The organism is Pseudomonas sp. KT_2_4 (assembly GCF_041410225.1).
GTDB lineage: Bacteria > Pseudomonadota > Gammaproteobacteria > Pseudomonadales > Pseudomonadaceae > Aquipseudomonas > Aquipseudomonas paracarnis.
On the sequence record NZ_CP166962.1, the window covers coordinates 810,879 to 834,798 of the forward strand.

Annotated in this window: 21 protein-coding genes; 11 read left to right on the forward strand and 10 right to left on the reverse strand. The window is 60.4% G+C overall.

What is annotated here, in order from left to right; all coding sequences use genetic code 11:
* Positions 1-46: 46 nt before the first annotated feature.
* From AB9N64_RS03635 to AB9N64_RS03650, 4 genes are read right to left on the reverse strand one after another with little or no spacing between them, the layout of a single operon-like run.
* Positions 47-1,240 (reverse strand): hybrid sensor histidine kinase/response regulator, encoded by a 1,194-nt coding sequence (locus AB9N64_RS03635; RefSeq protein WP_020302773.1) that lies wholly within the window; start codon positions 1,238-1,240, stop codon positions 47-49.
* Entirely contained in the window at positions 1,234-1,833 is a 600-nt protein-coding gene (locus tag AB9N64_RS03640; protein ID WP_020302772.1) for a chemotaxis protein CheB, read from the reverse strand. Before AB9N64_RS03640 ends, AB9N64_RS03635 begins: the two co-directional genes overlap by 7 nt.
* Positions 1,830-2,660 (reverse strand): protein-glutamate O-methyltransferase CheR, encoded by an 831-nt coding sequence (locus tag AB9N64_RS03645; RefSeq protein ID WP_019817062.1) that lies wholly within the window; start codon positions 2,658-2,660, stop codon positions 1,830-1,832. The genes AB9N64_RS03640 and AB9N64_RS03645 overlap by 4 nt, the downstream gene beginning before the upstream one ends.
* Positions 2,661-6,158 (reverse strand): response regulator, encoded by a 3,498-nt coding sequence (locus tag AB9N64_RS03650; RefSeq protein WP_014718486.1) that lies wholly within the window; start codon positions 6,156-6,158, stop codon positions 2,661-2,663.
* Positions 6,159-6,420: 262 nt separating this feature from the next.
* Here AB9N64_RS03650 and AB9N64_RS03655 point away from each other — a divergent pair, with 262 nt between their 5' ends.
* Complete coding sequence (locus tag AB9N64_RS03655) at positions 6,421-6,774, forward strand: response regulator (protein WP_014718487.1); 354 nt, start codon at positions 6,421-6,423, stop codon at positions 6,772-6,774.
* A gap of 114 nt (positions 6,775-6,888) precedes the next feature.
* Complete coding sequence (locus AB9N64_RS03660) at positions 6,889-8,289, forward strand: DUF1254 domain-containing protein (RefSeq protein ID WP_371359973.1); 1,401 nt, start codon at positions 6,889-6,891, stop codon at positions 8,287-8,289.
* 52 nt (positions 8,290-8,341) lie between these two features.
* Here AB9N64_RS03660 and AB9N64_RS03665 read toward each other — a convergent pair whose 3' ends face one another.
* The gene (locus AB9N64_RS03665; RefSeq protein ID WP_038450173.1) at positions 8,342-9,013 is read right to left on the reverse strand and encodes a DUF3313 domain-containing protein; all 672 of its coding nucleotides are present in this window, start codon (positions 9,011-9,013) and stop codon (positions 8,342-8,344) included.
* Positions 9,014-9,225: 212 nt separating this feature from the next.
* On the opposite strand from AB9N64_RS03665, the gene AB9N64_RS03670 reads away from it, so the two are divergent.
* Entirely contained in the window at positions 9,226-9,933 is a 708-nt protein-coding gene (locus tag AB9N64_RS03670; RefSeq protein ID WP_019817064.1) for an aspartate/glutamate racemase family protein, read from the forward strand.
* 123 nt (positions 9,934-10,056) lie between these two features.
* On the opposite strand, the gene AB9N64_RS03675 is transcribed toward AB9N64_RS03670, so the two are convergent.
* On the reverse strand, positions 10,057-10,569 hold the full coding sequence (locus AB9N64_RS03675; RefSeq protein ID WP_020302768.1) for a GNAT family N-acetyltransferase: 513 nt from the start codon (positions 10,567-10,569) through the stop codon (positions 10,057-10,059).
* Positions 10,570-10,796: 227 nt separating this feature from the next.
* Between AB9N64_RS03675 and AB9N64_RS03680 the strand changes: the two genes are divergently transcribed.
* From AB9N64_RS03680 to AB9N64_RS03695, 4 genes are all read left to right on the forward strand, one after another.
* Complete coding sequence (locus tag AB9N64_RS03680; RefSeq protein WP_073452454.1) at positions 10,797-11,768, forward strand: helix-turn-helix transcriptional regulator; 972 nt, start codon at positions 10,797-10,799, stop codon at positions 11,766-11,768.
* Between the two features lie 99 nt (positions 11,769-11,867).
* On the forward strand, positions 11,868-12,740 hold the full coding sequence (locus AB9N64_RS03685) for a transporter (RefSeq protein ID WP_019817065.1): 873 nt from the start codon (positions 11,868-11,870) through the stop codon (positions 12,738-12,740).
* A gap of 22 nt (positions 12,741-12,762) precedes the next feature.
* Positions 12,763-13,917 (forward strand): MFS transporter, encoded by a 1,155-nt coding sequence (locus tag AB9N64_RS03690; RefSeq protein WP_038450181.1) that lies wholly within the window; start codon positions 12,763-12,765, stop codon positions 13,915-13,917.
* A complete protein-coding gene (locus tag AB9N64_RS03695) occupies positions 13,914-15,026 on the forward strand; it encodes a class II histone deacetylase (protein ID WP_073452450.1) in 1,113 nt (370 codons plus the stop codon). The genes AB9N64_RS03690 and AB9N64_RS03695 overlap by 4 nt, the downstream gene beginning before the upstream one ends.
* Here the strand turns inward: AB9N64_RS03695 and AB9N64_RS03700 are convergent.
* Together AB9N64_RS03700 and AB9N64_RS03705 are read right to left on the reverse strand one after the other, a co-directional pair.
* Positions 15,016-16,155: a glycerate kinase gene (locus tag AB9N64_RS03700; RefSeq protein ID WP_019817067.1), complete on the reverse strand. Its 1,140-nt coding sequence runs from the start codon at positions 16,153-16,155 to the stop codon at positions 15,016-15,018. The genes AB9N64_RS03695 and AB9N64_RS03700 overlap by 11 nt on opposite strands.
* 133 nt (positions 16,156-16,288) lie before the next feature.
* A complete protein-coding gene (locus AB9N64_RS03705; protein WP_073844687.1) occupies positions 16,289-17,389 on the reverse strand; it encodes a sugar diacid recognition domain-containing protein in 1,101 nt (366 codons plus the stop codon).
* Positions 17,390-17,546: 157 nt separating this feature from the next.
* On the opposite strand from AB9N64_RS03705, the gene AB9N64_RS03710 reads away from it, so the two are divergent.
* Positions 17,547-18,857 (forward strand): MFS transporter, encoded by a 1,311-nt coding sequence (locus AB9N64_RS03710; RefSeq protein WP_032903042.1) that lies wholly within the window; start codon positions 17,547-17,549, stop codon positions 18,855-18,857.
* A 48-nt stretch (positions 18,858-18,905) separates the two neighbouring features.
* On the opposite strand, the gene AB9N64_RS03715 is transcribed toward AB9N64_RS03710, so the two are convergent.
* A complete protein-coding gene (locus AB9N64_RS03715) occupies positions 18,906-19,610 on the reverse strand; it encodes an SDR family oxidoreductase (RefSeq protein WP_038450187.1) in 705 nt (234 codons plus the stop codon).
* A 101-nt stretch (positions 19,611-19,711) separates the two neighbouring features.
* Here AB9N64_RS03715 and AB9N64_RS03720 point away from each other — a divergent pair, with 101 nt between their 5' ends.
* From AB9N64_RS03720 to rarD, 3 genes are all read left to right on the forward strand, one after another.
* The gene (locus tag AB9N64_RS03720; RefSeq protein WP_014718500.1) at positions 19,712-20,614 is read left to right on the forward strand and encodes a LysR family transcriptional regulator; all 903 of its coding nucleotides are present in this window, start codon (positions 19,712-19,714) and stop codon (positions 20,612-20,614) included.
* An 81-nt stretch (positions 20,615-20,695) separates the two neighbouring features.
* Entirely contained in the window at positions 20,696-21,706 is a 1,011-nt protein-coding gene (locus AB9N64_RS03725; protein ID WP_122365609.1) for an aldo/keto reductase, read from the forward strand.
* 36 nt (positions 21,707-21,742) lie between these two features.
* Positions 21,743-22,624 (forward strand): EamA family transporter RarD, encoded by an 882-nt coding sequence (gene rarD, locus AB9N64_RS03730; protein ID WP_014718502.1) that lies wholly within the window; start codon positions 21,743-21,745, stop codon positions 22,622-22,624.
* A gap of 58 nt (positions 22,625-22,682) precedes the next feature.
* Here the strand turns inward: rarD and AB9N64_RS03735 are convergent, their stop codons facing one another.
* Positions 22,683-23,843: a dermonecrotic toxin domain-containing protein gene (locus AB9N64_RS03735; protein ID WP_200599205.1), complete on the reverse strand. Its 1,161-nt coding sequence runs from the start codon at positions 23,841-23,843 to the stop codon at positions 22,683-22,685.
* Positions 23,844-23,920: the final 77 nt, after the last annotated feature.

Consider the following 23,920-nt stretch of genomic DNA (forward strand, 5'->3'; position numbering starts at 1 on the left):
ACGACCATGGGGTCACGCAGAGGTTGCGTCGAGCTGACGATTGATTTCACGCGGTCGCCTCAAGGGGCAAGCACACACGAAACAAGGCGCCCTCGCCTATCTGGCTCTCCACCTCGATGGTGCCGCCATGGGCCGCTACTATCTGCTCGGAAATAAACAATCCCAGGCCCAGGCCGGCGGCGGCATGATTGGCGGAAACCCGTTCGAACTGCTGGAAAATACGCTTCTGGTTGTCTTCACTGATACCAATGCCACGGTCGCGCACTTCCACGCGCGCCTCGCCATGCTCGGTATACACCCGTACATCCACCGGGCTTTTAGCCCCGTAGCGCAGGGCATTGGTCAGCAGGTTGGTGATCACCTGCTCGATACGGAATTCATCCCAGTGGCCCTCTACAGGCTCGTCTGCCACCAACTGCATCGACGATTCAGCCGCGGCGACCTGTGGCTCGAAGTTGTGCACGAGGTTGCGCACCAACTGCGCCAGGTCAAAACGCGCCGGGCGTATGGACAGCTTGCCGGTACGGATGCGTGACACGTCAAGCATGTCTTCGATCAGACGGATCAGGCTTTTGATCTGGCGCTCATCGCGGTCAACCATGGCGTGCATCTTGTCCAGAGTGAACGCGGCGGCGTTGTCCCGGGCCAGGTGCATCTTGCGCAACTGGGTCTCCAGAATCAGCCCGTTCAGGGGTGTACGCACTTCGTGGGCGACAATCGACATGAAATCGTCACGCATGCGCACCGCTTGTTCCAGTTCGGCCTGAGTGGCCTGCAGGCGCGTGAGCAACAGTTCCTGCTCGCGGCGGCTACGCTCCAGCTCTTCGACTTGCAGCTTCATCGCCTTGCTCTGGCGATACAGGTCGACGAACACATTGACCTTGCTCTTGACCGCATGGATATCCAAGGGCTTATGCAGGAAGTCCACCGCGCCGCTCTCATAACCCTTGAAGGCGTAGTTGAGTTCGCGCCCGGCGGCGCTGACGAACACGATGGGGATGTTCTTGGTCTTTTCGGTGCCGCGCATCAGTTCGGCCAGCTCGAACCCGTTCATGCCAGGCATCTGCACGTCGAGGATCGCCATGGCGAATTCATGTTCCAGCAACAGGGACAACGCCTCATCGGCACTCAATGCCTTGAAGACCTGGCGATCCTCACGCTTGATCAGCGCCTCTAGGGCCAGCAGGTTTTCCGGCAGATCGTCGACGATCAGCAGTTTGGCCTGGACAGTACTTAACATGGGAAGGGTTCCAGGGAAGCCAGCAATGAGCCGATTCGGCTCAAGGAAAGAATATGGTCAGGTGTGTGCAAGGCCAGGGCCGCCAGGGGCATGACGGCAATGCGTGCCTCTTGTGGGTCCTGCACGATGGTAATGCCACCCGATTGCTTGACGTGGGCCAGCCCACTTGCGCCGTCCTGGTTGGCGCCAGTCAACAAAATGGCGAGCAGGCGAGGCCCATACACATCGGCCGCCGAGGAAAACAGGTAGTCGATGGCGGGTCTGGAATGGTGCACCCGGTCTTCCTGGCTCAGGGACAGGCTGCGGTCCTGCTCTACCGACAGGTGATAACCGGGCCCGGCAAAGTACAAGGTGCCCGCCTCCAGCGCTTCTTTGTCCCTCGCCTCCTTGACCGGGATGTTCAGGCGCCGCGCAAAGACTTCCGCCAATTGGCTGCGGCGCTCGTCCGGCAGGTGCAGCACGGCAATGATCGGCAGGCCGAAGGTACTGGGCAACTGGCCGAAAATACTCAGCAACGCCTCGACGCCGCCGGCGGACGCGCCGACGACGATGGCTTCGATCCCCGAAATCGGGGTGTCCGGCGCGTCGCTCATGATTTTCGGTAGATCCGTTCCTGCTTGACCAAGGGTTCGAATTGCTTGCTGTAGGCGGAAAAATCCAGGGTTTCCTTGCTGCCCAGCACCAAAAAGCCGCGATGACACAGCGACTCATGAAACAAGCCAAACGCTCGATCTTGCAATTTTTTATTGAAATAAATCAATACGTTACGACATGAAATTAATTGCGTTTCTGAAAATACGCTGTCGGTCGCCAGGCTGTGATCGGCAAAGGTCACGTTCTCGCGCAATGTCTTGTCAAAGATCGCGTAATCGTAAGCTGCTGTGTAGTAGTCGGCAAATGAACGTTGCCCGCCGGCCTGCTGATAATTGGCGGTATAGGCGCGCACGTTCTCCAGGGAAAAGATGCCCTGCTTGGCTTTATCCAGCGACGCCGGGTTGATGTCCGTGGCGTAGATGATGGTGCGTTCCAGCAAGCCTTCTTCACGCAGCAGGATGGCCATGGAGTACACCTCCTCGCCTGTGCTGCAGCCGGCGATCCAGATCTTGATCGACGGGTAGGTCTTGAGCAGCGGCACGACTTCCTGGCGAATCGCGAGGAAGTGCGACGGGTCGCGAAACATCTCGCTCACCGGGATGGTCAAGAATTGCAGCAACTGCATGAACGCCGCAGGGTCGTGCAACACGCGCTCTTGCAGTGCGGAAATGGTCGCGCAGTCGAACTGACGCAAGGCATGGGCCACACGGCGTTTGACCGACGCGCCCGAATAGTCGCGAAAGTCGTAGCTGTACTTGAGGTAAATCGCCTCGATCAACAGGCGCAGCTCAATATCGCTACTCTTATCCAAGAAACACTGCTCCACTTAAATGCGTTCCATCTTCGGTAGCCATACGCGAATCAGTGAGAACAGGCGGTCCAGGTCAATCGGCTTGGCCAGGTAATCGTTTGAGCCTGCTGCCAGGCAACGTTCCTGATCGTCCTTCATGGCCTTGGCCGTCACGGCAATGATTGGCAGTTTTTTCCAGCGTGGGTCCTGGCGGATCAAGGCGGTGGCCTCGTAACCGTCCATCTCCGGCATCATCACGTCCATCAGCACCAGGTCGATATCTTCGACTTCATTGAGTTTATCGATAGCCTCCTGGCCGTTACGCCCGATCACCACCACAGCACCTTTGTGCTCCAGGGCGCTGGTCAGGGCGAAGATATTGCGCACGTCGTCGTCCACCAAGAGGATTTTGCGCCCCTCGAACACCTTGTCGCGGCTGCGGGCGGTCTTGAGCATCTTCTGGCGGTCATGGGACAACTGGGATTCGACTTTGTGCAGAAACAGCGTGACTTCATCCAGCAGACGCTCGGGCGAGCGCGCGCCCTTGATGATGATCGAGCGTGAATACTTGCGCAGTTCGGCCTCTTCATCCCGGGTCAGGTTACGCCCGGTGTAGACGATTACTGGCGGGAACGAGCAGATGTCCTCGGTGGCCATGCGCTTGAGCAGCTCGTTGCCGAGCATGTCCGGCAGCTTGAGGTCGATGATCATGCAGTCGTAGATGGTGGTGCGCAACAGGTCGAGGGCCTCTTGGGCGAAGCCTACGGCAGTGATCTCGATGTCATCGTCGCCGATCAGGCGGGCAATGCTGTCGCGCTGCAGGTCATCGTCTTCCACCAGCAGGATGCGCTTGACCTTCTGGGTCAACTTGGCTTCCAGGCGCGCGAACACGTCCTTGAGCTCTTCGCGGGTGGTGGGCTTGACCGCATAACCGATGGCACCCATGTGCATGGCGGCTTCGACACGGTCTTCCACAGAGATCACGTGCACCGGGATGTGGCGCGTGTTGGCGTGCTCCTTGAGGCGTTGCAGCACAGTCAGTCCTGAGTGGTCGGGCAGGCGCATGTCCAGCAGAATCGCGTCGGGGATGTATTGCTCGGCGAGGCTGTAGCCCTCGTCGGCACCGTGGGCGACCAGGCAGTGGTAACCCAGCTCGTGGGCAAGATCGAACAGAATGCGCGCAAAATTCGGCTCGTCTTCCACTACCAGGATGCAGCGAGTGCTGAACGGCGCTTTTTCGCGGTCATCGGCAAAGCGCGGGATCAACTCGGCGTCAGCCACCGGCAGCGGCGATACCTTGACGGGCGTTGGTGCCGGCGCGACCACCACTTGGCGCGGTGGCTCGATCGGCGCCGCGGCCTCGTCGCGTTCCACATACTGTTCAGGCAATACGAGCGTGAAAATACTGCCTTTGCCCGGTTCGCTGGTCACACTGATATAGCCGCCCAGCAAGGTGGCCAGGTCACGGGAAATCGACAAGCCCAGGCCTGTACCGCCGTAACGGCGATTGGTGGTGCCGTCGGCCTGGCGGAAAGCTTCGAAGATGCTTTCCTGTTGATCCGGGGCGATACCAATGCCGGAATCGCGCACGGTAAAGGCAATGCCCTCCCCCGGCGCGCGGGACACCGACAGGCTGACCTCGCCCTGTTCAGTGAACTTGATGGCGTTGGACAACAGGTTCTTGAGGATCTGCTCCAGGCGTTGGCGATCAGTAAACAGCAGGGTTGGCGAGCCTTGTTGCACGTCCACCTGGAAGCCCAGTTTGCGGTCCATTGCCAGCGGCTCGAACATGCCACGCAGGCCATCCACCAGGCGCTCGACGCTGGCGTTTTCCGGGCGCACTTCCAGCTTGCCGGCTTCGACCTTGGAAATATCCAGGATGTCGTTGATCAGGTTGAGCAAGTCATTGCCGGCCGAATAGATCGACTCGGCAAACTTGACCTGCTCGGCGCTGAGGTTTTCCTGCGGGTTATCCGCCAGCAGTTTGGCCAGGATCAGCGAACTGTTGAGCGGTGTGCGCAGCTCATGGGACATGTTGGCAAGAAATTCGGATTTGTACTTGCTGGAGCGCTGCAACTCATCGGCGCGGTCTTCCAGCTCAAGCTGGGCCTGGTTCAGCTCGATGTTCTTGCGGTCCATGGCGTCGCGCTGTTCGGCCAGGGTCTGGGTCTGTTCGGCGAGTTGCTCGTTGGTCTGTTCAAGCTCAGCCTGTTGGGTTTCCAGGTGAGCCTGGGACTCCTTGAGGATGCGCGATTGCTCTTCGAGCTCTTCGTTGGCGGTCTTGAGCTCTTCCTGCTGCACTTGCAGCTCTTCGTTGAGTTGCTGGGTCTCGGCCAGCACTTCCTGCAAGCGCTGGCGATAGCGCGCGGCTTCGATGGAGGTGCCGATATTGCCGGCGATCAGTTCCAGCAGTTCGATATCACGCTCATCCAGAGGGCGCAGGAAGCCCAGCTCGACTACGCCGTTGACACGGTCATCATCGCTGGTCGGCATCACCAGGATGCTGCGAGTGGCCCCTTCGCCAAGACCGGAACTGACCTTGAAGTAATCCACCGGCACATCGTCCAGGCGAATCAGACGATTGAGCTGAGCGGCCTGCCCGACGATGCCTTCGTCGCTGTAGATCGACTGTTCTTGCTGTTCCTGCTCGCGGGAGAAACCATACGTGGCCACGCGCTTGAGGCCGCCGTGTTCTTCACGCACGTACAGCGCGGCGACCGCAGAGCCCATGTACTGGGCGAAGAATTGCAGGATATTGCGTCCCAGCATGTTCAGGGTCAGTTGGCCCAGCACTTGCTCGGCCAGCTCGGTCTGGCCATTGCGCAGCCAGGCGGTTTGCTCCAGGCGCCGTGCAATCTTCTGTTGTGACGCGAGGTTTGCGCTGTAACTCTTTGAAAGTGAAATTAAATTCTTCCTGCCGATGTAGGCCAGAAAACCACTCAGCCCCAGTACAAACGCCAGGTACAACGTGACACTGATCACCGTCGTGCGGGTAACCTCTGCGTTACGGGTGATACGGAACTGTTGTTCCATCGCCACCGCGTCCTCATATTCCTTGCGAATTTCATCAGTGAGCCGCTTGCCCCGGCCCGCCTTGACCGCGCCACGGTAATCACCGCTGTTGCGCTGCAGCTCAATCATCGACTGCGCGTAGGTGTTCCATTCGGTCTGCAAGGTTTCCAAGCGCTTGAGCCGGTCAACCTGCTGCGGATTGTCGGCTACCAGGTCTTGCAGATTGCGCAGGTCGGCAATGATCCGCGGCTTGGCCACTTCGTACGGATCAAGGAAGTGCTCGTCACCGGTGATCAGGAACCCGCGCATCCCTGTTTCCAGGTCAACCGTCAGTTTGGACGTCTCATTGAGGTTGTTAATGACGCGGTCGGTGTGCTCCACCCACTGGATCACCGAGAGCAAATAGGTAATCAGGCAGACGAAAAACACCGCGCTGAGCACGCCCACGCCCAAGGGCAGGGCCACGTTCCGGCTCAGCAGGGTACGAAAGCTTTTTTCATCGACGGACGACGCGGGTGTCATGGGCATGCCTTGGCCAAATGCGGGAAAACCGCAAGTTTGCCCGAATAACATCGCTCAACGCTATGTTTGTGCGTTGATTGACAGCGGATGCGGTCAAGCGCATGGCGCCGGTACCTTGGTGAGTCGACACGCAAGCGGACGGGACTTTTTGCGCCGCTAAGGTCACAATGCCAGCAATTGCTTCGGAACTTGCTGGCATTGTTATTACTCACAATCTAGTTGCCTTTAAGCCCAGCGCTCTCACTGTTCAGGAAAGTTCACTATGTCCCACACCTCCACCATCCTTGTAGTCGAAGACGACGCCATCGTGCGCATGCTGATCGTCGATGTCCTCGAAGAGTTGGAGTTCACGGTGCTCGAAGCCGCGGATGCTGGGGAAGCACTGGCGCAGGTGCAAAATACCGACCAGATCATCGACCTGATGATGACCGACGTCGGCCTGCCCGACATGGACGGCAAACAACTGGCAACCAAAGTCCGCGAACTGCGCGCTACCCTGCCTATCCTGTTTGCCAGCGGCTATGCCGAAAACATTGATGTGCCCGCCGGTATGCAGGTGATTGGCAAGCCGTTCTCCATTGATCAATTGCGTGACAAAGTCAAATCCATGCTCTAACGCCCCTTCCTCATCGTCCTTTGCAGAGATTAACGTGACGACCGGCCAATAAAACAGGAAACTCAGCGCCTTCACGCCACGCTCTCAGATAGCACTCAGGAAGGACGCAACAACATGATTGGAAAACCGACGCGCCTGCTGTTGGCGAGCCTCTCGATACTCATGAGCTCCGGCGCCTGGGCTGACTTCACCGCAAGCCCCAGCGAAGCCAGGGCCATTGCCAAGGAAGCCTACTTGTACGGCTTCCCGGTGGTGCAGATGTACAAGACGCTCTACACCCAGGCCGTTGATAAAGGCGGTGCCCACTTCAAGGCGCCGTTTAACCGTATCGACAACGGCGCCCAGGTGCTCACCCCCAAGGACAACGCGGTTACCACCCCCAACGTCGACACGCCCTACTCGTTCGTGTGGATGGACCTGCGTAAAGAGCCGCTGGTGCTGACCCTGCCCAAGATTGAAGACAAGCGCTATTACTCGGTGCAGTTGATCGACCTCTATACACAGAATTTTGCCTACCTGGGCACCCGCAGTACTGGCAATAACGGCGGCCACTACATGATCGCCGGGCCAGACTGGAAAGGTCAGCAGCCGGTGGACATCGACCGTGTGGTCTACAGCGAAAGCAACATCGCCTACGCCCTTTACCGCACGCAGCTGTTTGATGACAAAGACCTGGGCAAGGTCAAGCAGGTCCAGAGCGGCTACAAGGTGCAGGCGCTGAGCAGTTATGTGAAGCAACCCGCGCCTGCCACTGTGCCGAAGATCCAATGGCCCAAGCCGATGGCAACCATGACCGAAGGCCCGCAGCTGTTTCGCTACCTGAACTTCATGCTGGCCTTCGCCGCGCCCCAGGACAGCGAAAAAGATCTGCTGGCACGCTTTGCCAAGATCGGTATCGCCCCAGGCGCGCCGTTCAAGGTCAAGCAGTTGACTACCGAGCAGCGCAAGGCCCTGGAGGACGGCATCGCCGATGGCCGCGCCGAATTCGCCGCGTTCAAGAAGGCCAAGGTGGATACCCACCAAGTGACCGACGCAGACCTGTACGGCAGCCGCGACCACCTGCAAAACAACTACCTGTACCGCTACGCCGGTGCCGAGCTGGGGATGTTCGGCAACTCCAGTGATGAAGCCGCGCACTTGAGCTACGTCATCGACAGCGAGGGCAAGCCGGCTAATGGTGCACGCCACAGCTACACCGTGCATTTTGCCAAGGACCAGCTGCCGCCGGCCGATGCGTTCTGGTCACTGACGATGTATGACGCAAAGACCAAATTGCTGGTGCCGAATCACAAGAAGCGCTACCTGATCAATTCGCAGATGCTGCCGACCCTCAAGCTCGATGCCGATGGTGGCTTGACCCTGGCGCTGCAGCACCACGAACCTCCCAAGGCTGAGCAGAGCAACTGGTTGCCGGCCCCGCCCGGCCCGTTCTACGCGGTGTTGCGCATTTACCTGCCCAAGCCTGAAGTCGCTGGCGGCCAGTGGAAGCTACCAGCGTTGACGCCGCTTAAATAAGCTCGGCGAAAAAAAAGCACGGCGGGCGATGACCCACCGTGCTTTTTTTGACTCAGTGTTTTTTCAGCTTCACGTAGGACTGGTGCAGGTCCGACGCCCAACCATCGATGACGCTTTTCACATCGTCGGTCTTCATCACTTGGGAGTCATTAGCCAGCGGCTTGCCGGTGCCTTTGCGCACCACTTGGGCCAGCACTTTATGAGTGGCGCCGTCGAGAAACTGCGCCTCGGTGCCCAGGGTGGTCTCCTGGTCGCGAATGCCGGTGCCGGTGCTCACTGCCGCAGCCACCAGGGCGACGGGAATAAATTCATAAGGCTTGAGGCTCTCGGTCTTGCTGCTCACGGCGGTAATCGCCGCCCTTACCACGATCACTCCAGGGCCAGGGGCATTGGCCACGGGCAATGACTGAGCCAGCTCGCGCTTGAGCGCCTGGTTGTAATAGTCGTTGATTCCCCGCAACGTGCTCTCTGGAATGCGGGAAGTGGCCTGGGGCTTGGGGTAAAACTGGGTGGGCTCGATGTACACCGCCGTGTAACGGTTCAAATCCAGTTGTGGATCAACCCAGCGCATCACCTCAGCCCCCGAGGGTGACTTGGCCTCCTTGAGCTGGCTGTAGTTGGAAAGAAACCCTGAATACTCATTCGGTTGCACCACCTTGCTGGCGCAACCGGCCATACCGAGCGAAGCGACGCACAGTGTGCCGATCATTAGCCTTAATTTCATTATTGAACTCCCTGGCGAGCATCATCGTAAGAACGAGTGGTAGGTATAGCCAATGTTGAGGCATCGCACCTTAATTTAGCGCCGGGTATTGATCAGAAGTGATCGTTGATCAAGGTTATTTGAACTGCTCCGGTGAATTGGCTGGCAACTGCGTATGACTCATCCGCCTTCAATGGGTAAGGTGAAGCCACACTTTTTGTCCGGAGCACCACATGCACACCATCGGCCTTATCGGCGGCATGAGCTGGGAGTCCAGCGCCGAGTATTACCGCCTTATCAACCAGCGTGTGCGCGACCAGCTCGGCCCGCTGCGGTCGGCGCAAGTGTTGATGTACAGCGTGGATTTCGGCCCGGTGGAACAGGCTCAGCATGCCGGGCGTTGGGACGATACCGCGCTGATCCTGGAAGATGCCGCGCGACGCTTGCAGGCCGGGGGGGCTGATTGTGTGGTGCTGTGTACCAACACCATGCATTTAGTGGCACCGCGCATTGAGGCGGCAGTGTCGATTCCCTTCCTGCATATTGCCGATGCCACGGCGGCTGCGGCCCTGGAGGCCGGGACCTTGACGGTGGGCTTGTTGGGTACCGCGTTCACCATGGAGCAGGATTTCCTTAAATCGCGCCTCGCCGGCCAGGGGCTCACCGTGCTGGTGCCAGACGCGGATGAACGCAAGGCGGTGCACCGAATCATCTATGAAGAGTTGTGCGTGGGCGTCATCAGCGACGCCTCGCGCCAGGTGTATCAGCAGGCGATCCAGACACTCGCCGCACGCGGCGCTCAGGCGATTATTCTTGGCTGCACGGAAATCTGCCTGCTGATCCAGCCCGAACACAGCGCCCTGCCGCTGCTGGACACCACCGCGTTGCACGCGCAGGCCGCGGTGGGGTTTGCCTTGCAGGGCATCTGTACCGGGCGCTGACTCTGTGGGCAATGCATGAGCCGTGTGGGAGCTGGCTTGCCTGCGATAGCGGTGGTTCAGTTGAAGATTCAGTGACTGACACTCCGCCTTCGCGGGCAAGCCCGCTCCCACAGTTTTACAGGATCAAGCCGACGTGCGCAGGCGCGCCATGCTCAGGGTGTCGACAAACATACCGTCGCGCAGGGCGTAATCGCGCAGCCGCCCTTCCACTTCGAAGCCGAACTTGCGGTACAGGTTGTGCGCAGGCTCGTTGTCGGCGTAGACCGTCAGCTCCACACGGCGCAGGTTCATCCAGTTGTCGGCCACCTCCAGCGCGGCCGCCAACAGCCGCGAACCGACACCCTTGCCCTGCCAGGCGGGCGCCACGCCCATACCCAACGAACCAACGTGGCTCTGGCGTACGCGCAGGTACTGCTCAAGCCCTAATTGGCCAATCACCTCACCGCCATGCAACGCCACCAGTTGCAGGCGCCGCTCGTTATCCATCACCAGGCGCTTGCGCCACATCTCAACCGACTGAAAAGGCATTTGCAGCACCTGACGGCAAACAGCCGGTTCGTTGTATAGCGAGGCGACGCCCTCCAGGTGGGCCTCGGTAAAACGCTGGATCACGATAGACGGTTCAGGTGGGTGCATTGCATTTCATCCTTTGAAAGACAAGTGGCGGACCAGTTTAGAGGCTAAGCGCCTGGCTGACGAGTCGGGCGTTTTCTTACCAGCCAACCAGCACCATCCTGCATCTGAACGATGGCGATCCCTATGCGCAGCGCCGATACTCAGCTCAGGCCCTGCCCCGTCAACCCGACACTTCGGCCTTCACCCTGTGACGAGAACAACAAAAAAAGTCCCACAGAGGAATACCCATGAGCCGTCTTGATTACTCGGGCCTGTTGCAGGCCTTCAGCACCCTGACCCTGGACCTGCAACGCTTGGCCCAACACCAGGACATCGAACACTTCCAGTGCCATGCCCTGGCACGCGTCAGCCAATTGCTGGCCTTCGACAGTGCCTGGTGGGGGCGCTCGGCTGTCATCAACGGTCTGCCGCAAGAGCACAACAGCTACCTCTACCAGTTGCCGCCCGACTACCTGGCGGACTGGCAGTCAATCCGCCATCTGGACGTGACCGTTGCACGGGTGCATGCCTCGCCTGGCGAGGCAGTAATTATCGATATGCGCGACCCCGCCAGCGGCAGCGCCTTGAACTGGCTAGCGCAACGCCACGGCCTAGGTGAATTGCTATGTGTCATCCATATCGACCCGCAAACCCACCTCAGCCACCACCTGACGCTCTACCGCCAGCCCACTGCGCCCACGTTCAACGTGCAGGATTGCCAGTTGCTCAATAACCTGATGCTGCATCTGGTGGCGGCGGTCTCGGCAAACCAGATCCGCACCTTGGTGGCCATGCGTGAAACCCTGGCCAGCCCGCGCAATCTGGCCCTGGCGGTGTGCGACCCCCGGGGTGTGTTGCAATGCGCCGAGCGCGGTTTTGTCGACCTGCTGCTCAGCGAATGGCCGCAATGGTGTGGCCCCACTCTGCCGGTGCCGCTTGATGAGCGCGGGTATGACGGCAAGCGCATCCACATCCAGGCGTCCCCAGTGGGCGACCAATTGCTGTTGGCCGCGCGCCTCAACCGTGCCCTGCCCCAGCTCAGCCCACGGGAAAACGACGTGGCCCAAGGCTTCGGCGAGGGCAAGACCTACAAGGAAGTGGCCCGCGACCTTGGCCTTTCGCCCAATACCGTGCGCCACCATATTCGCGCCATCTACGCCAAGCTCGGCGTCAAGGACAAGGCGCGCATAGCGCACCTGGTGCACGCCCCGCCCGACTGACCCTGCCCGCTTCTCCCACGGTTTTGCCACGGTCGTTTTTTACGGTCACGGGCTGCTGTTGCCCATTTTCCGGCCTCCTCTAACACGAGACGCTTCGCCATGACTTCAACGCGCCTACGTAACCTGACAGTGCTGTGCGCCAGCCTGTTCAGCCTCGACAGCCAGGCTGCCGACCTCAACGCCCGCGATTTTTTCGCCGCCCCACCGGGCACCCGCCTGGGTGTGCTGTACCTGCCCGCCACCCGTGCCAGCGATTTCCATGGCCCCGCCGACAGCACCGGCAAGGCCGACCTCAGGGTCAACGCCGTGGCCTACCGTCAGGTGTATTTCACCGACGCCTGCGGCACGTTGTGCACGCCGCAATTCATCCTGCCCTTTGCCGACATCAGCGCACGCCTTCCCGGCGCCAACCAGCGCAGCCGCGAGCGCGGCCTGGGCGATCCACAGGTGGGCGGCACGCTGTTTTTCGTCAACGACCCGGTGACGCGCACTTACAGCGGCTTGTTGAGCCTGATCACTGTGCCGATAGGTGAGTACCACAGCCAAAACCCGGACGTGTCCCCCGGTGCCAATCGCTGGGGCGCCACCTTTGTCTACAACTACACCCACGGTATCGGTGAGAAATGGGTGCTGGAAGCCAACCTGGAAGCCCAGCTCTATGGCCGCAATGACGATTACTTCGGCAGCGAACTCAAGCAAGCCCCGCTGTATCGCCTGCAGGCTTTTGCCTCGTATGACTTCAGCGCCGCCACTTACGGCGCATTGCGCCTGATCCAGGCCGACGGTGGCGCCCTGCGCCTCAACAACCGTCGCCTCGACGATACCCACAAGCGCTACACCCAAGTCGGCTTCGAACTCGGGCACTGGCTCGACCGGCAGAACCAACTGATGGTCAGCCTTTCGCAACACGTTGCGGCTTCCAATGGTTATGCCGGCACCGAAGCGCTGTTGCGCCTCGTGCATGTGTTCTGACCCCTTTCCCTGGAGCTTGAAAATGCCCATTTCCAACCCTGCGATAACGGCACGGCTGGCGGCGATCGTACTGTTTGCCGCCATCACTCCGACCCTCCTGATGACTGCTCCCGCCGTGGCCGCGCAGTTGGCCAGCCAATGGCAACTGAGCCCGGCGCGGATTGGCGACTTGTTTTCCGTGGAACTGGGCGCCATGAGCCTGGCGACCTTGCCCGCCTGGTGGTGGCTCAAGCGGGTCGACTGGCGCACTGCCGCCCGGGTCGCCGCGCTGTTGTTCATTGCGGCCAACCTGCTGTCGATGCTCGCCGACACCTACGCCGTGCTGCTGGTGTTGCGCGGGGCCAGCGCCCTGGCCGGCGGTTCGTTGATGATCCTCTGCCTGGCCAGTGCCGCCACCACCGCCAATCCCAGCCGAGTCTATGGTTTGTGGGTGATGGGACAGTTGATCGTCGGTGCCGTCGGCCTGGTGGTGCTGCCTGGTTTGTTCGAACGGTTTGGCTTGAATGCCTGCTACCTGATCCTGGCAGGGTTGATGGCTCTGCTGCTGCCATTGGCGCGGGCTTTTCCCGCCGGTAGCCGTGCGTTGCCCGCCAGCCGCACCCCGGTCTTGCCCGGTTCACGCTGGAAAGCCGCCCTGGGGGTTGGCGCGGTCCTGGCCTTTTATATCAGCTTGGGAGGCGTCTGGACCTTTATCGGTGCCTTGGGCGCCAGTGCCGGGATTTCGGCGCAGCACAGCGGCGACATCCTCGCCATCGCCACCGTGATGGGCATTGCCGGGGCCGCGAGCGCTTCACTGATCGGGACCCGCTTGCCGCGTGGAGTGCTGTTGTTGCTGGGCTACCTGTTGATGGCGGCAGCGGTGCTTCTGTTGTTCGGCCAGCCCGCATTGCTGCGATTTGCTTTGGCGGCGCTGCTGTTCAAATTCACCTGGACCTTCATTCTGCCGCTGATCCTGGCCTGCCTGGCCGACCTTGATCACAGCGGCAAGCTGATGAACGCCTCCAACCTGGTCATCGGCGGCGGCCTGGCCATCGGCCCGGCGCTCGCTGGCCGCCTGATCGAGGCCAGCGGCGGTTTCAGCCTGTTGCTGCTTGGTGCAGCCGCTATCACCTTGCTGTCTCTGGTGATGATCGTCGCCAGCCGTCCCCATTCCCCCACTGAACTGGAACCGGTATGAACCCAACCACCGCATTTTTTTTCGACGAAATGAGCCTGTGGCACAGCGCCGGCGCCCATGCGCTGACCCTGCCCGTGGGCGGCTGGGTGCAGCCGCCGGCCGGCAGCGGGCATGCCGAGTCACCGGAGACCAAGCGCCGCCTGAAAAGCCTGTTGGATGTCTCCGGACTGAGCCGCCAACTACAACTGCATAGCGCGCCGCCCGCCAGTGAAGAGGATCTGCTGCGGGTCCACAGCCGCGCTTACCTGCAGCGTTTCAAGGCCTTGAGCGATGCGGGTGGCGGTGAGCTTGGCCCCCAGGCACCGATTGGGCCGGGCAGCTTCGAAATTGCGCAACTGTCCGCCGGACTGACCCTGGCCGCCGTGGACATGGTGCTCAAGGGCCAGGCGCACAACGCCTATTCGCTGTCGCGGCCACCGGGTCATCACTGCCTGGCAGACAGTGCTATGGGCTTTTGTTTTCTGGCCAACATTGCCATTGCCATCGAGGCCGCCAAGGCCCGCAACGGTCTGGGCAAAGTCGCGGTGATCGACTGGGATGTGCACCACGGTAACGGCACGCAGTCGATCTTCGAAGAACGGGCCGATGTGTTGACGGTATCCTTGCACCAGGACGGCTGCTACCCGCCCGGTTACAGCGGCGAGCAGGATCGCGGCCGCGGGGCGGGCGTGGGGGCCAACATCAATATCCCCTTGCCGCCAGGCAGTGGCCACGCCACCTATCTACACGCCATGGAACGCATCGTAGTGCCCGCGCTGGAGCGCTTCGAGCCGGAGTTGATCATCGTCGCCTGTGGTTATGACGCCAACGCCGTCGACCCGTTGGCGCGCATGCTGTTGCACAGTGAATCGTTCCGGCTGCTGACCCGCGCCCTGCGCCTGGCCGCCGAGCGTCTGTGCCAGGGCCGCCTGGTGCTGGTACATGAAGGCGGCTACAGCGAAGCCTATGTGCCGTTCTGCGGCTTGGCGACCCTGGAGGAACTGAGCGGAGTGCGCACGGCGGTGCAAGACCCGATGCTTGAATTTGTGCAGTTGCAGCAACCCGGTGTGCAGCTACAGGGGTTTCAAGCGCAGTGGGTGGAGCGGCTGGCGCGCGGGGTCAGCGAGTAGCTGCCAGGCGCCATACCCGTGCAACGTCCGAGGCCCGCTCACGCAACAGGCGCGGCGCCTCGTGACAGGCTTGCTCCAGAGACATCGGCCCCGACGGCAAGGCGAACGCTGCATCCACACCGTGGGCGTACATCTGCTCGTAGCCGTCGCCCAAGGTGCCCGCGATCACGACCACCGGCACGCCGTGTCGCCGGGCAATGCGCGCCACGCCAAACGGAGTTTTTCCCCGCAGCGTCTGGGCGTCGAAGCGACCTTCACCGGTGATTACCAGGTCGGCGCCACGCACCGCTTCATCGAGGCCAACCAGTTCAGCGACTACCTCAACCCCTGGACGAAACTGGGCAGCGAGAAACGCCTTGGCAGCAAAGCCCAGGCCACCGGCGGCGCCGCTGCCAGGTTCGTCGCGCACATCCTTGGGCAGCACCTGAGCGCAATGGTCAGCGAAGTGCCCAAGGGCCGCGTCCAGGTGTGCCACTTGCTCGGGACTCGCGCCTTTTTGCGGGCCGAAAATCGACGAGGCACCGTGGGGGCCGCACAGGGGATTGTTGACGTCGGCGGCGATTTCAAAACGCACCTGCGCCAGGCGCGGGTCGAGTTGTTCAAGGCTGATATGGGCCAGGCGTGCCAATGCCAACCCACCCGCCGGCAGTGGCTGACGTTCGCTATCCAATAGCTGCACGCCAAGGGCCTGCATCGCTCCCGCCCCGCCATCGTTGGTGGCACTGCCGCCAATCGCCAGGATGATGCGCTGCGCCCCGGCATCCAGCGCGGCGCGGATCAACTCGCCGGTGCCATAGGTGGTACTGGAACAGGCGTCGCGCTGCCCCGGCGCGACGAGTTGCAGGCCGCTGGCCTCGGCCATCTCGATCATCGCGGTATGGCTGTCGGCCAACCAGCCCCAACGTGCTTCGACGCTGTCGCCCAGCGGGCCTCGGACTGTTTGCCGACGTAATTGCCCCTTACACGCGGCGAGCACCGCATCCACCGTGCCTTCACCGCCATCGGCCATCGGGCATTGAAGCACGTGCGCATCCGGCCAGACCTCGGCCCACCCCTCGGCAATCGCCTGGGCGACGCCTGCGGCACTCAGGCTGTCTTTGAACGAGTCAGGGGCGATCACGATTTTCATGGACGTTCTCCGGTTTTTATAACGCCCATGCTGCCAGTTGGCAGGGGCAATGACGCGGGGCCGATGCACAAGTGTGGGGCGGGTTTGTTGTTCATTTCTACAATGCCCCCTGTAGGAGCGAGCTTGCTCGCGCCTACAGGGGGTGGGGCAGCAGTTGTACGCCCAGGTACAAGGCAAGCATCCCATCTAGCGTCAGCGGGTCTACGCCGCTGAGTTCGGCTATGCGTTCCATGCGGTAGCGCAGGCTGTTGCGGTGAATGCCCAAGGCGTCGGCACACGCCTGGCTTTGCCCGTCGTGCTCGCACCAACTGCGCAACGTGGCGAGCAGTTGCCCGTTGCTGTCCTTGGCCAACACCTTGCGCAACGGGTTGAGCAATTCGTCCAGGGCGTCGTCGTTGCGATGACGCCAAAGCATGACCGGCAGGCGATAACGGTTGAGGGTCAACAGGCGTGATTGCGGCAGGATATCGCGGCCATAAGCCAGCAGATCTCCTACCCGGCGGTAACAGCGGCGCAGCCCCGCCAAGCCCTCCGCTTGCCCGCCGATGGCAATGCGCTGGATGTTCCAACCCAGGCCCTCGAGCTTTTCCAGCAAGCGGGGGTTATCGACCTGCACCGCAGCAGGTCGACACCACAGCAAGGAGAACTGCGCAGAGCTGACGCACCAACTGTCCGGGTAGCGGCTGGCGAGCCAGGCGCTCAGGGCCTCCGCCGTTTGGCCCGGGCCCAGTTCAAACAGGTACGGCGTGCGCGCCAGTTGTGGCTTGAGCCCCAATTGCTGGGCTTCGTCCACCAGGCGCGGGGAGTCGCCGCTGTCGGCCAACAGCAGGGCCAGCAGATCATCGCAACGCTGGCGGCGCCATTGTTGCTCGGCTTGCTGGTGGCGTTGGCTGACCAGCATTTCGGCGGTCATACGCACCAGTTCGGCGTAGGTGCGTAACCCATCTGGTTCTCCGGTGATACCCAGCACGCCAATCAGGCGCTGATCATGCAACAGCGGGAGGTTGATGCCGGGTTGCACACCCTTGAGATGCTTGGCGGTCTGCCCGTCGATTTCCACCACACGCCCATTGGCCAACACCAATTGCGCACCTTCATGGCGTGTGTTGATACGCTCCGGCTCGCCGCTGCCCAGGATCAAGCCCTGGCTGTCCATGACATTGACGTTATAGGGCAGGATTGCCATGGTGCGATCGACAATCTCCTGCGCCAGGGCATGATCCAGCTCGAACATGGGGCTAATTTCCTAAAAAAGGTTGTTCACCGGCACAGCGCAAAGGCAGCTTGACTGTGCGCCAGCACAAAGACAGCTGCCCGTCACGTCACCGAGACTGTCAGGGCGGTCAACGTTACCCTCGCACCGCGAAAAATCATAATAAAGAGAGAATCCCATGTCACAGAGCGCCACTGCCGCACTGGCCAGCGATGACGATAAGAACGCCATCTACAAGCGCATCACCCTGCGCCTGATCCCCTTCATCTTTATCTGCTATCTGTTCAATTACCTCGACCGGGTAAACGTTGGCTTTGCCAAGCTGCAGATGCTCGATGCGTTGAAATTCAGTGAAACCGTGTACGGCCTGGGGGCCGGGATTTTCTTTATCGGCTACGTGCTGTGCGGCGTGCCGAGTAACCTGGCGCTGACCCGGTTTGGCCCGCGGCGCTGGATCGCATTGATGATGATCGTGTGGGGTACGCTCTCCACATGCCTGCTGTTTGTGACCACACCCACGCATTTCTACGCCCTGCGCCTGCTCACCGGTGCCGCTGAAGCCGGCTTCTTCCCCGGTGTGGTGTTGTACCTTTCGCAGTGGTTCCCGACCTTCCGCCGTGGGCGAATCATGGCACTGTTCATGTCGGCGATCCCGGTGTCCGGTTTGCTCGGCAGCCCGTTTTCCGGCTGGATTCTCAATCACTTTGCCGCAGGCCAAGGTGGCTTGGCGGGCTGGCAGTGGATGTTCCTGCTGCAAGGCATCCCGACCGTGATCCTCGGCGCCCTCGCCTATTTCCTGCTCAGTGACAGTTTCGCCAACGCCAAGTGGCTCAAGCCCCATGAGCGTGCGGTACTGGAAGCTGACCAGGCCACAGACCTGGCAAACAAGCCGAAAACCACCAGCGACTCCCTGGCCCAAGTGTTCAAGAACCCGGCGATCTGGGCATTCGGCCTGATCTACTTCTGCATCCAGAGTGGCGTGTATGCGATCAACTTCTGGCTGCCGTCGATCATCAAGAACATGGGTTTCAGCGACAACCTGGTGATTGGCTGGCTCAGCGCGATTCCGTATCTGTTGGCGGCAGTGTTCATGCTGCTGGTGGGCCGCTCTGCCGATTTGCGCAAGGAGCGCCGCTGGCATTTGGTGGTACCGATGTTGATGGGCGCCATTGGCCTGGTGATCGCCGTTAACTTCGCCACCACCCCCGCTATCGCCATTCTCGGCCTAACCATCGCCACCATGGGCGCCCTCACCGGCCTGCCGATGTTCTGGCCGGTGCCCACCGCGATGCTCAGCGCGGGTGCGGCGGCGGGTGGCTTGGCGTTGATCAACTCCATGGGGCAGATGGCGGGGTTTCTCAGCCCCTATATCGTGGGTTTTGTGAAGGATGCTACCGGCTCTACGGATGTGGCGTTGTACCTGCTGGCGGCGGTGATTGTGAGCGGCAGTGTTCTGGCATTGCGGATGACGCGCACGCTCAAGGCCTGACGCCTTCAACGTGGGAGGGATCTGCTCCCTCCCACTTGGGCCATGTATTTACAACAGGCCGCCACCGTCGATATCAACCACCGCACCGGTCATAAAGCCATTTTCCATGGCCAGTACATACCCCGCCGCCACTTCTTCAGCCTGCCCCACCCGCCCAACCGGCAACCCTTGGCCCGCCTTGGCAAACATTGCCAAACGTTGCTCTTGGCCAAGCCCTGCATAGGCCGGTGTGTCTATCACCCCTGGGCTGATCACATTGACTCGACGCGGCGCCAGTTCCTTGGCCAGTTGCTTGCCCAAGGCCTCGGTCGCAGCGTTAATGCCCGTCTTGATGAACTGCCCTGCCGCCAACTTGCGCCCCAACTGGCCCGAGGTCAGGGTGATGCTGCCCTGCTCGTGCAAAAACGGCAGCGCGTGTTGAATGGCGCGTAGTGCGCCCCAGAGCTTTACATCGAAGTTGTCCCGGGCTTCATCCAGGTCTGTTTCGATCAAAGGCTTGGCCCGCACCGAAGGCCCCGAGGTGTAGACCAGATGGTCAAAGCGCCCCACGGTTTCGAACAACTGCTTTAACGAGGCGCTGTCGGTGACGTCCACCGGCTCGTTGCGCAGCCCGCTGTCGGAACCTGGCGCCAAGCGGCGCCCGGCCACGATCACATGCGCGCCTCGCGCCAAGGCGGCCTGGGCAATTGCCGCGCCGATACCGCTGCTGCCACCGATGACGATGATGGTTTTACCGCTCAGAGAAGAGGTCATGAGAAAACTACCTGGGTCAGAAAGTGAACGTTCATCTTCCCAGCTTGGTAATCGATGAAAAATCCGGGTAAAACGACAAGATCTTTAAAGGATTTTTATCAATGAGCTCGATTCTCGACCTTGAAGTCTTCGTGCGCAGCGCCGACACCGGTAGCCTGACGGCCGCCGCCCGTGGCCTGGGCCTCACGCCAGCGGCCGCGAGTATCGCCCTCAAGCGCCTTGAAACCCGTCTCGGCATCCGCCTGCTTGCCCGCTCCACCCGCAGCATGCGCCTGACCGAAGAAGGCCGGCGTTATCTGGACAGCGTGCGGGTAGCGCTGGAAGCCCTGTCCGAAGGCGAACATGCCATCAAGCAACAAGGCCAAAGCCTCAGTGGTTTATTGCAATTGGCCGCTCCCTCGGACTTCGGTCGCAATGTGCTGTTGGGCTGGTTGGATGAGTTCAAGCTGGAGCACCCCACTATCCGTCTGCAACTGTTGCTCAACGACAGCAATGCCGATTTGTTTCGCGACACTGTCGACATCGCCTTGCGCTTTGGCGTGCCGAGAGACTCCAGCCTGGTGGCCCTGCCGGTGGTACCCGATCACCATCGCATTGCCTGCGCCAGCCCCGACTACTTGGCGCGCCACGGCACCCCGCATACGCCCGAAGACTTGGCCCACCACAGCACGCTGCGCTACATGCGCCGGGGCCAGGCCAATAGCACCTGGTATTTCCGCCAGGGGACCTTGCTCCAGGAGGTTGAAGTGAGCGGTGACTATCTCAGCGACGATGGCGAGATTGTCCGCCGCTGGGCGTTGGCGGGGCATGGCATTGCCTATAAAGCCAACCTGGACGTGGCCCGTGATATCCAGGCTGGGCGGCTGGTGCCCCTGCTACTCGACTGGCAAGGCGAACCCACGCCATTCAACCTGATGTGCCCTCACCGCCTGCAAGTGTCAGAACGCGTGAAAGTGCTGCATCGTTTTTTACAGGCCCGTTGCGAGACTTTGCTACGCGCATGAACAAATCCGCTCAGGGCTTGTTCCAGAGCGCTCGGGTCTGGTATTGCATGACTCACGTTTACCTGCCATGAGGAGCTTTGCATGATTTACCGTACATTGGGTCAGTCCGGGTTAAAGGTCAGCGCTCTGACCCTCGGCACCATGATGTTTGGCGAGCAGACCAGTACCGAAGACTCGCTGCGCATCATCGACAAGGCCTGGGACCAGGGCATCAACTTCATCGATACAGCTGACGTGTATACAGGCGGACGCTCCGAGGAAATCGTCGGCGAGGCGATTGCACGCAACCGCCAGGATTGGGTGGTGGCCTCCAAGGTCGGCTTCGGCCCTACCGACGGCGTGCCCAACCGCAGCGGTTTGAGCCGCAAGCGTCTGTTCAACGCGCTGGACGCCAGCCTGGCACGCCTGGATACCGACTACCTGGACATCTACTACCTGCACCGCGAAGACCACCACACGCCGTTGGAAGTGACCGTGTCCGCCATCGGCGACCTGATCCGCCAGGGCAAAGTCCGCTACTGGGGCCTGTCCAACTACCGAGGCTGGCGCATCGCTGAAGTGATTCGCGTGGCTGAACGCCTGGGCGTGGATAAACCCATTATCAGCCAGCCGCTGTACAACATCGTCAACCGTCAGGCCGAGATAGAACAGATCACCGCTGCAGCGGCCTACGGCCTGGGTGTGGTGCCTTACAGCCCGCTGGCCCGAGGGGTCCTTAGCGGCAAGTACGCCCCGGACGTCACGCCCGAGCCCGGCAGCCGTGCCGCGCGCCAGGACAAGCGCATCCTGGAAACCGAGTGGCGGGTTGAATCACTGCGCATTGCCCAGCAGATCCAGCAATACACTCAAGGGCGTGGCGTGGGGATCGTCGAGTTCGCAATCGCCTGGGTGCTGAACAATGCGGCGGTGAGCTCGGCGATTGTCGGGCCGCGAACCGAGGCGCAGTGGGACGCCTACACCGGAGCGCTGGCGGTGAAGATCAGCGCTGAGGACGAGGCGTTCATTGATTCGTTGGTTACGCCAGGGCATTCGTCCTCGCCGGGGTTCAACGATGTCGGGCATTTTGTATCCGGTCGATTGGCACGCCTGTAGACTACCCGCGCAATAATTGGCTTTCGCGAGGGCAGCGTGTCTAAAGGTGTTGTGTTATCGGTCTTGGCCTCGGTGTTGTTTGCCGTGATGTATTACTTCACATCACTGCTTACGCCCCTGAGTGGCCTGGAGATTTTCGGCTGGCGCATGCTGCTCACCGTGCCCTGCATGACGGTGTTCATGCTCGTCAGCGGCGAGTGGCGCAGGGTCTGGGAACTGCTGCGCATGCTGGCGGCCAAGCCACGGCTGGTCGGCGGCGTACTGGTGTCGTCGGCCTTGCTCGGCGTGCAGTTGTGGTTGTTCATGTGGGCGCCGCTCAATGGGCGCAGCCTGGACGTGTCCGTGGGGTATTTTCTGCTGCCGTTGACCATGGTGCTCACCGGGCGCCTGGTCTACGGCGAGCGCCTGTCGCGGCTGCAACAGATTGCTGTGGTGTTTGCCGCGCTGGGTGTGCTGAATGAGCTGTATCAGGCCGGTGGTTTTTCCTGGGCAACACTGGTAGTGATCATCGGCTACCCGGTGTACTTCGTGGTGCGTAAATACCTGACCACTGATCATCTGGGAGGGCTGTGGCTGGATATGGCGTTGATGCTGCCGGTGGCCTGGTGGTTTGTACAAAGCGGCGAACAAGGCTTTGCCGTACTGGATGGGCATCCAAAGCTCTATGCATTGATTCCCATGCTGGGCCTTATCAGTGCCTCGGCGCTGGTGAGTTACATCATTGCCAGTCGCTTGTTGGCGTTCAGCCTGTTCGGGCTGCTGAGCTATGTGGAGCCGGTATTGCTGCTCGCGGTGGCGTTGCTGTTGGGCGAAGGGATCGAGGGCGGACAGTGGCTGACCTATATTCCGATCTGGCTGGCGGTGATGGTGCTGGTGTATGAGGGATTCAAGCATTTGGTGCGTCAGCGCCGGGCTTGATGGGAGGCTGAGAGTGGGTGTCGGCTGTGGGGGCGTCCGTACCCCTCTGTCAATTGAGTCAGGTCCTGACTTCGGTTGTCGGCACATCAGGTGTGCCGGCAACTTGTTCAATGACGTTGGCGGTATCTTCCAACCTCTCTCGCCACTTACCGTAATAGGGGATGTTGTGTTGAGCTTGGTTGCCTGCGCTTTCCAGCTTGGCATCCATCTCTTGCTGATCGACACCAAACAGCTTGCCGATACGGTTGTCGCGGTTCAATTCAAGCAACGTTCCTTTGACGGGGTCTTTCGCGATGGTTTCGATGGAGTGGGCTATGTCTTCAGGAACACCCAGCGCTTTCAACGCGGTGGCGAGGCCATGCCCAGGACTTCTGAGTTGCTTCAGGAATTCGTCGTAAAGACCGTTTAGATTATTGGCATCCACATTGTCCAAGGAAACACTGGCTATTTTTTTGCGGAACGCATTGAACGTCATGGGTTCAAGCGGTTTGTTTTCGTTCAACCCATTTTGAACGAAATAAAATCTGCGCTTCTTGGCGTCCTTTTTTTGTCCCTCGCCGTACAAGTTTCCATAAGCGTCGTAACTATAGACGATGGCTTCTCCATCTGGCCGATATCCGACATAAAACGCCTTGCCATCAGGTTCCAGTTTATAGAGCTGTGTTCGCACCAGCCCGTCGACCTGAACCGGAGGGATCGAAGTGTCCTTGTTTAAACGCTCGAAGATATTCCCCTTCTCATAACCAAAACTTCCTACCACTGCATTGCTATCGCCATCAGCGAACATGCCAAATTTCTGGTTGACCCGCTCCTCCTGCTTGGGTGCTTGATCATTGGCAAAATGCTTCGTAAATCGCTTGCGCTCAATCGGATCATTGGCCACGTCTTTGAGCCAGTCCGTCATCTGCTGCGCATTATCGAACTCATGGAACGAGGTCACGTCGTCTTCCGGCATGTACAGGACGAAATTAGGCCCCTCTTCTGTAAGCGGCACCCGCTTGATCATTATCAGGTCGTTGGACTGAACACCATCAACGGCAAATGTCGAGACCTGCACCCCTGGACTTCCCGGTTTGTTGGGTGACAGCGCGGCCTCCGTCAGTTGATGCGCTTTGGCGGTGAGTGTGTTGCCCACATACTCGGTTTCACTGTCATCGAGAAACTTTTTACGCGCCTGATCGACTGGGTCTGCATTACCGGCTGAGCGAACATTGCGCACAGGCCCTATCTGCTCGGTTGATGTAGATGGGCCAATCGGGCGTTGAAGGGGAGGAGAATTCACATTCATAAGAGGGC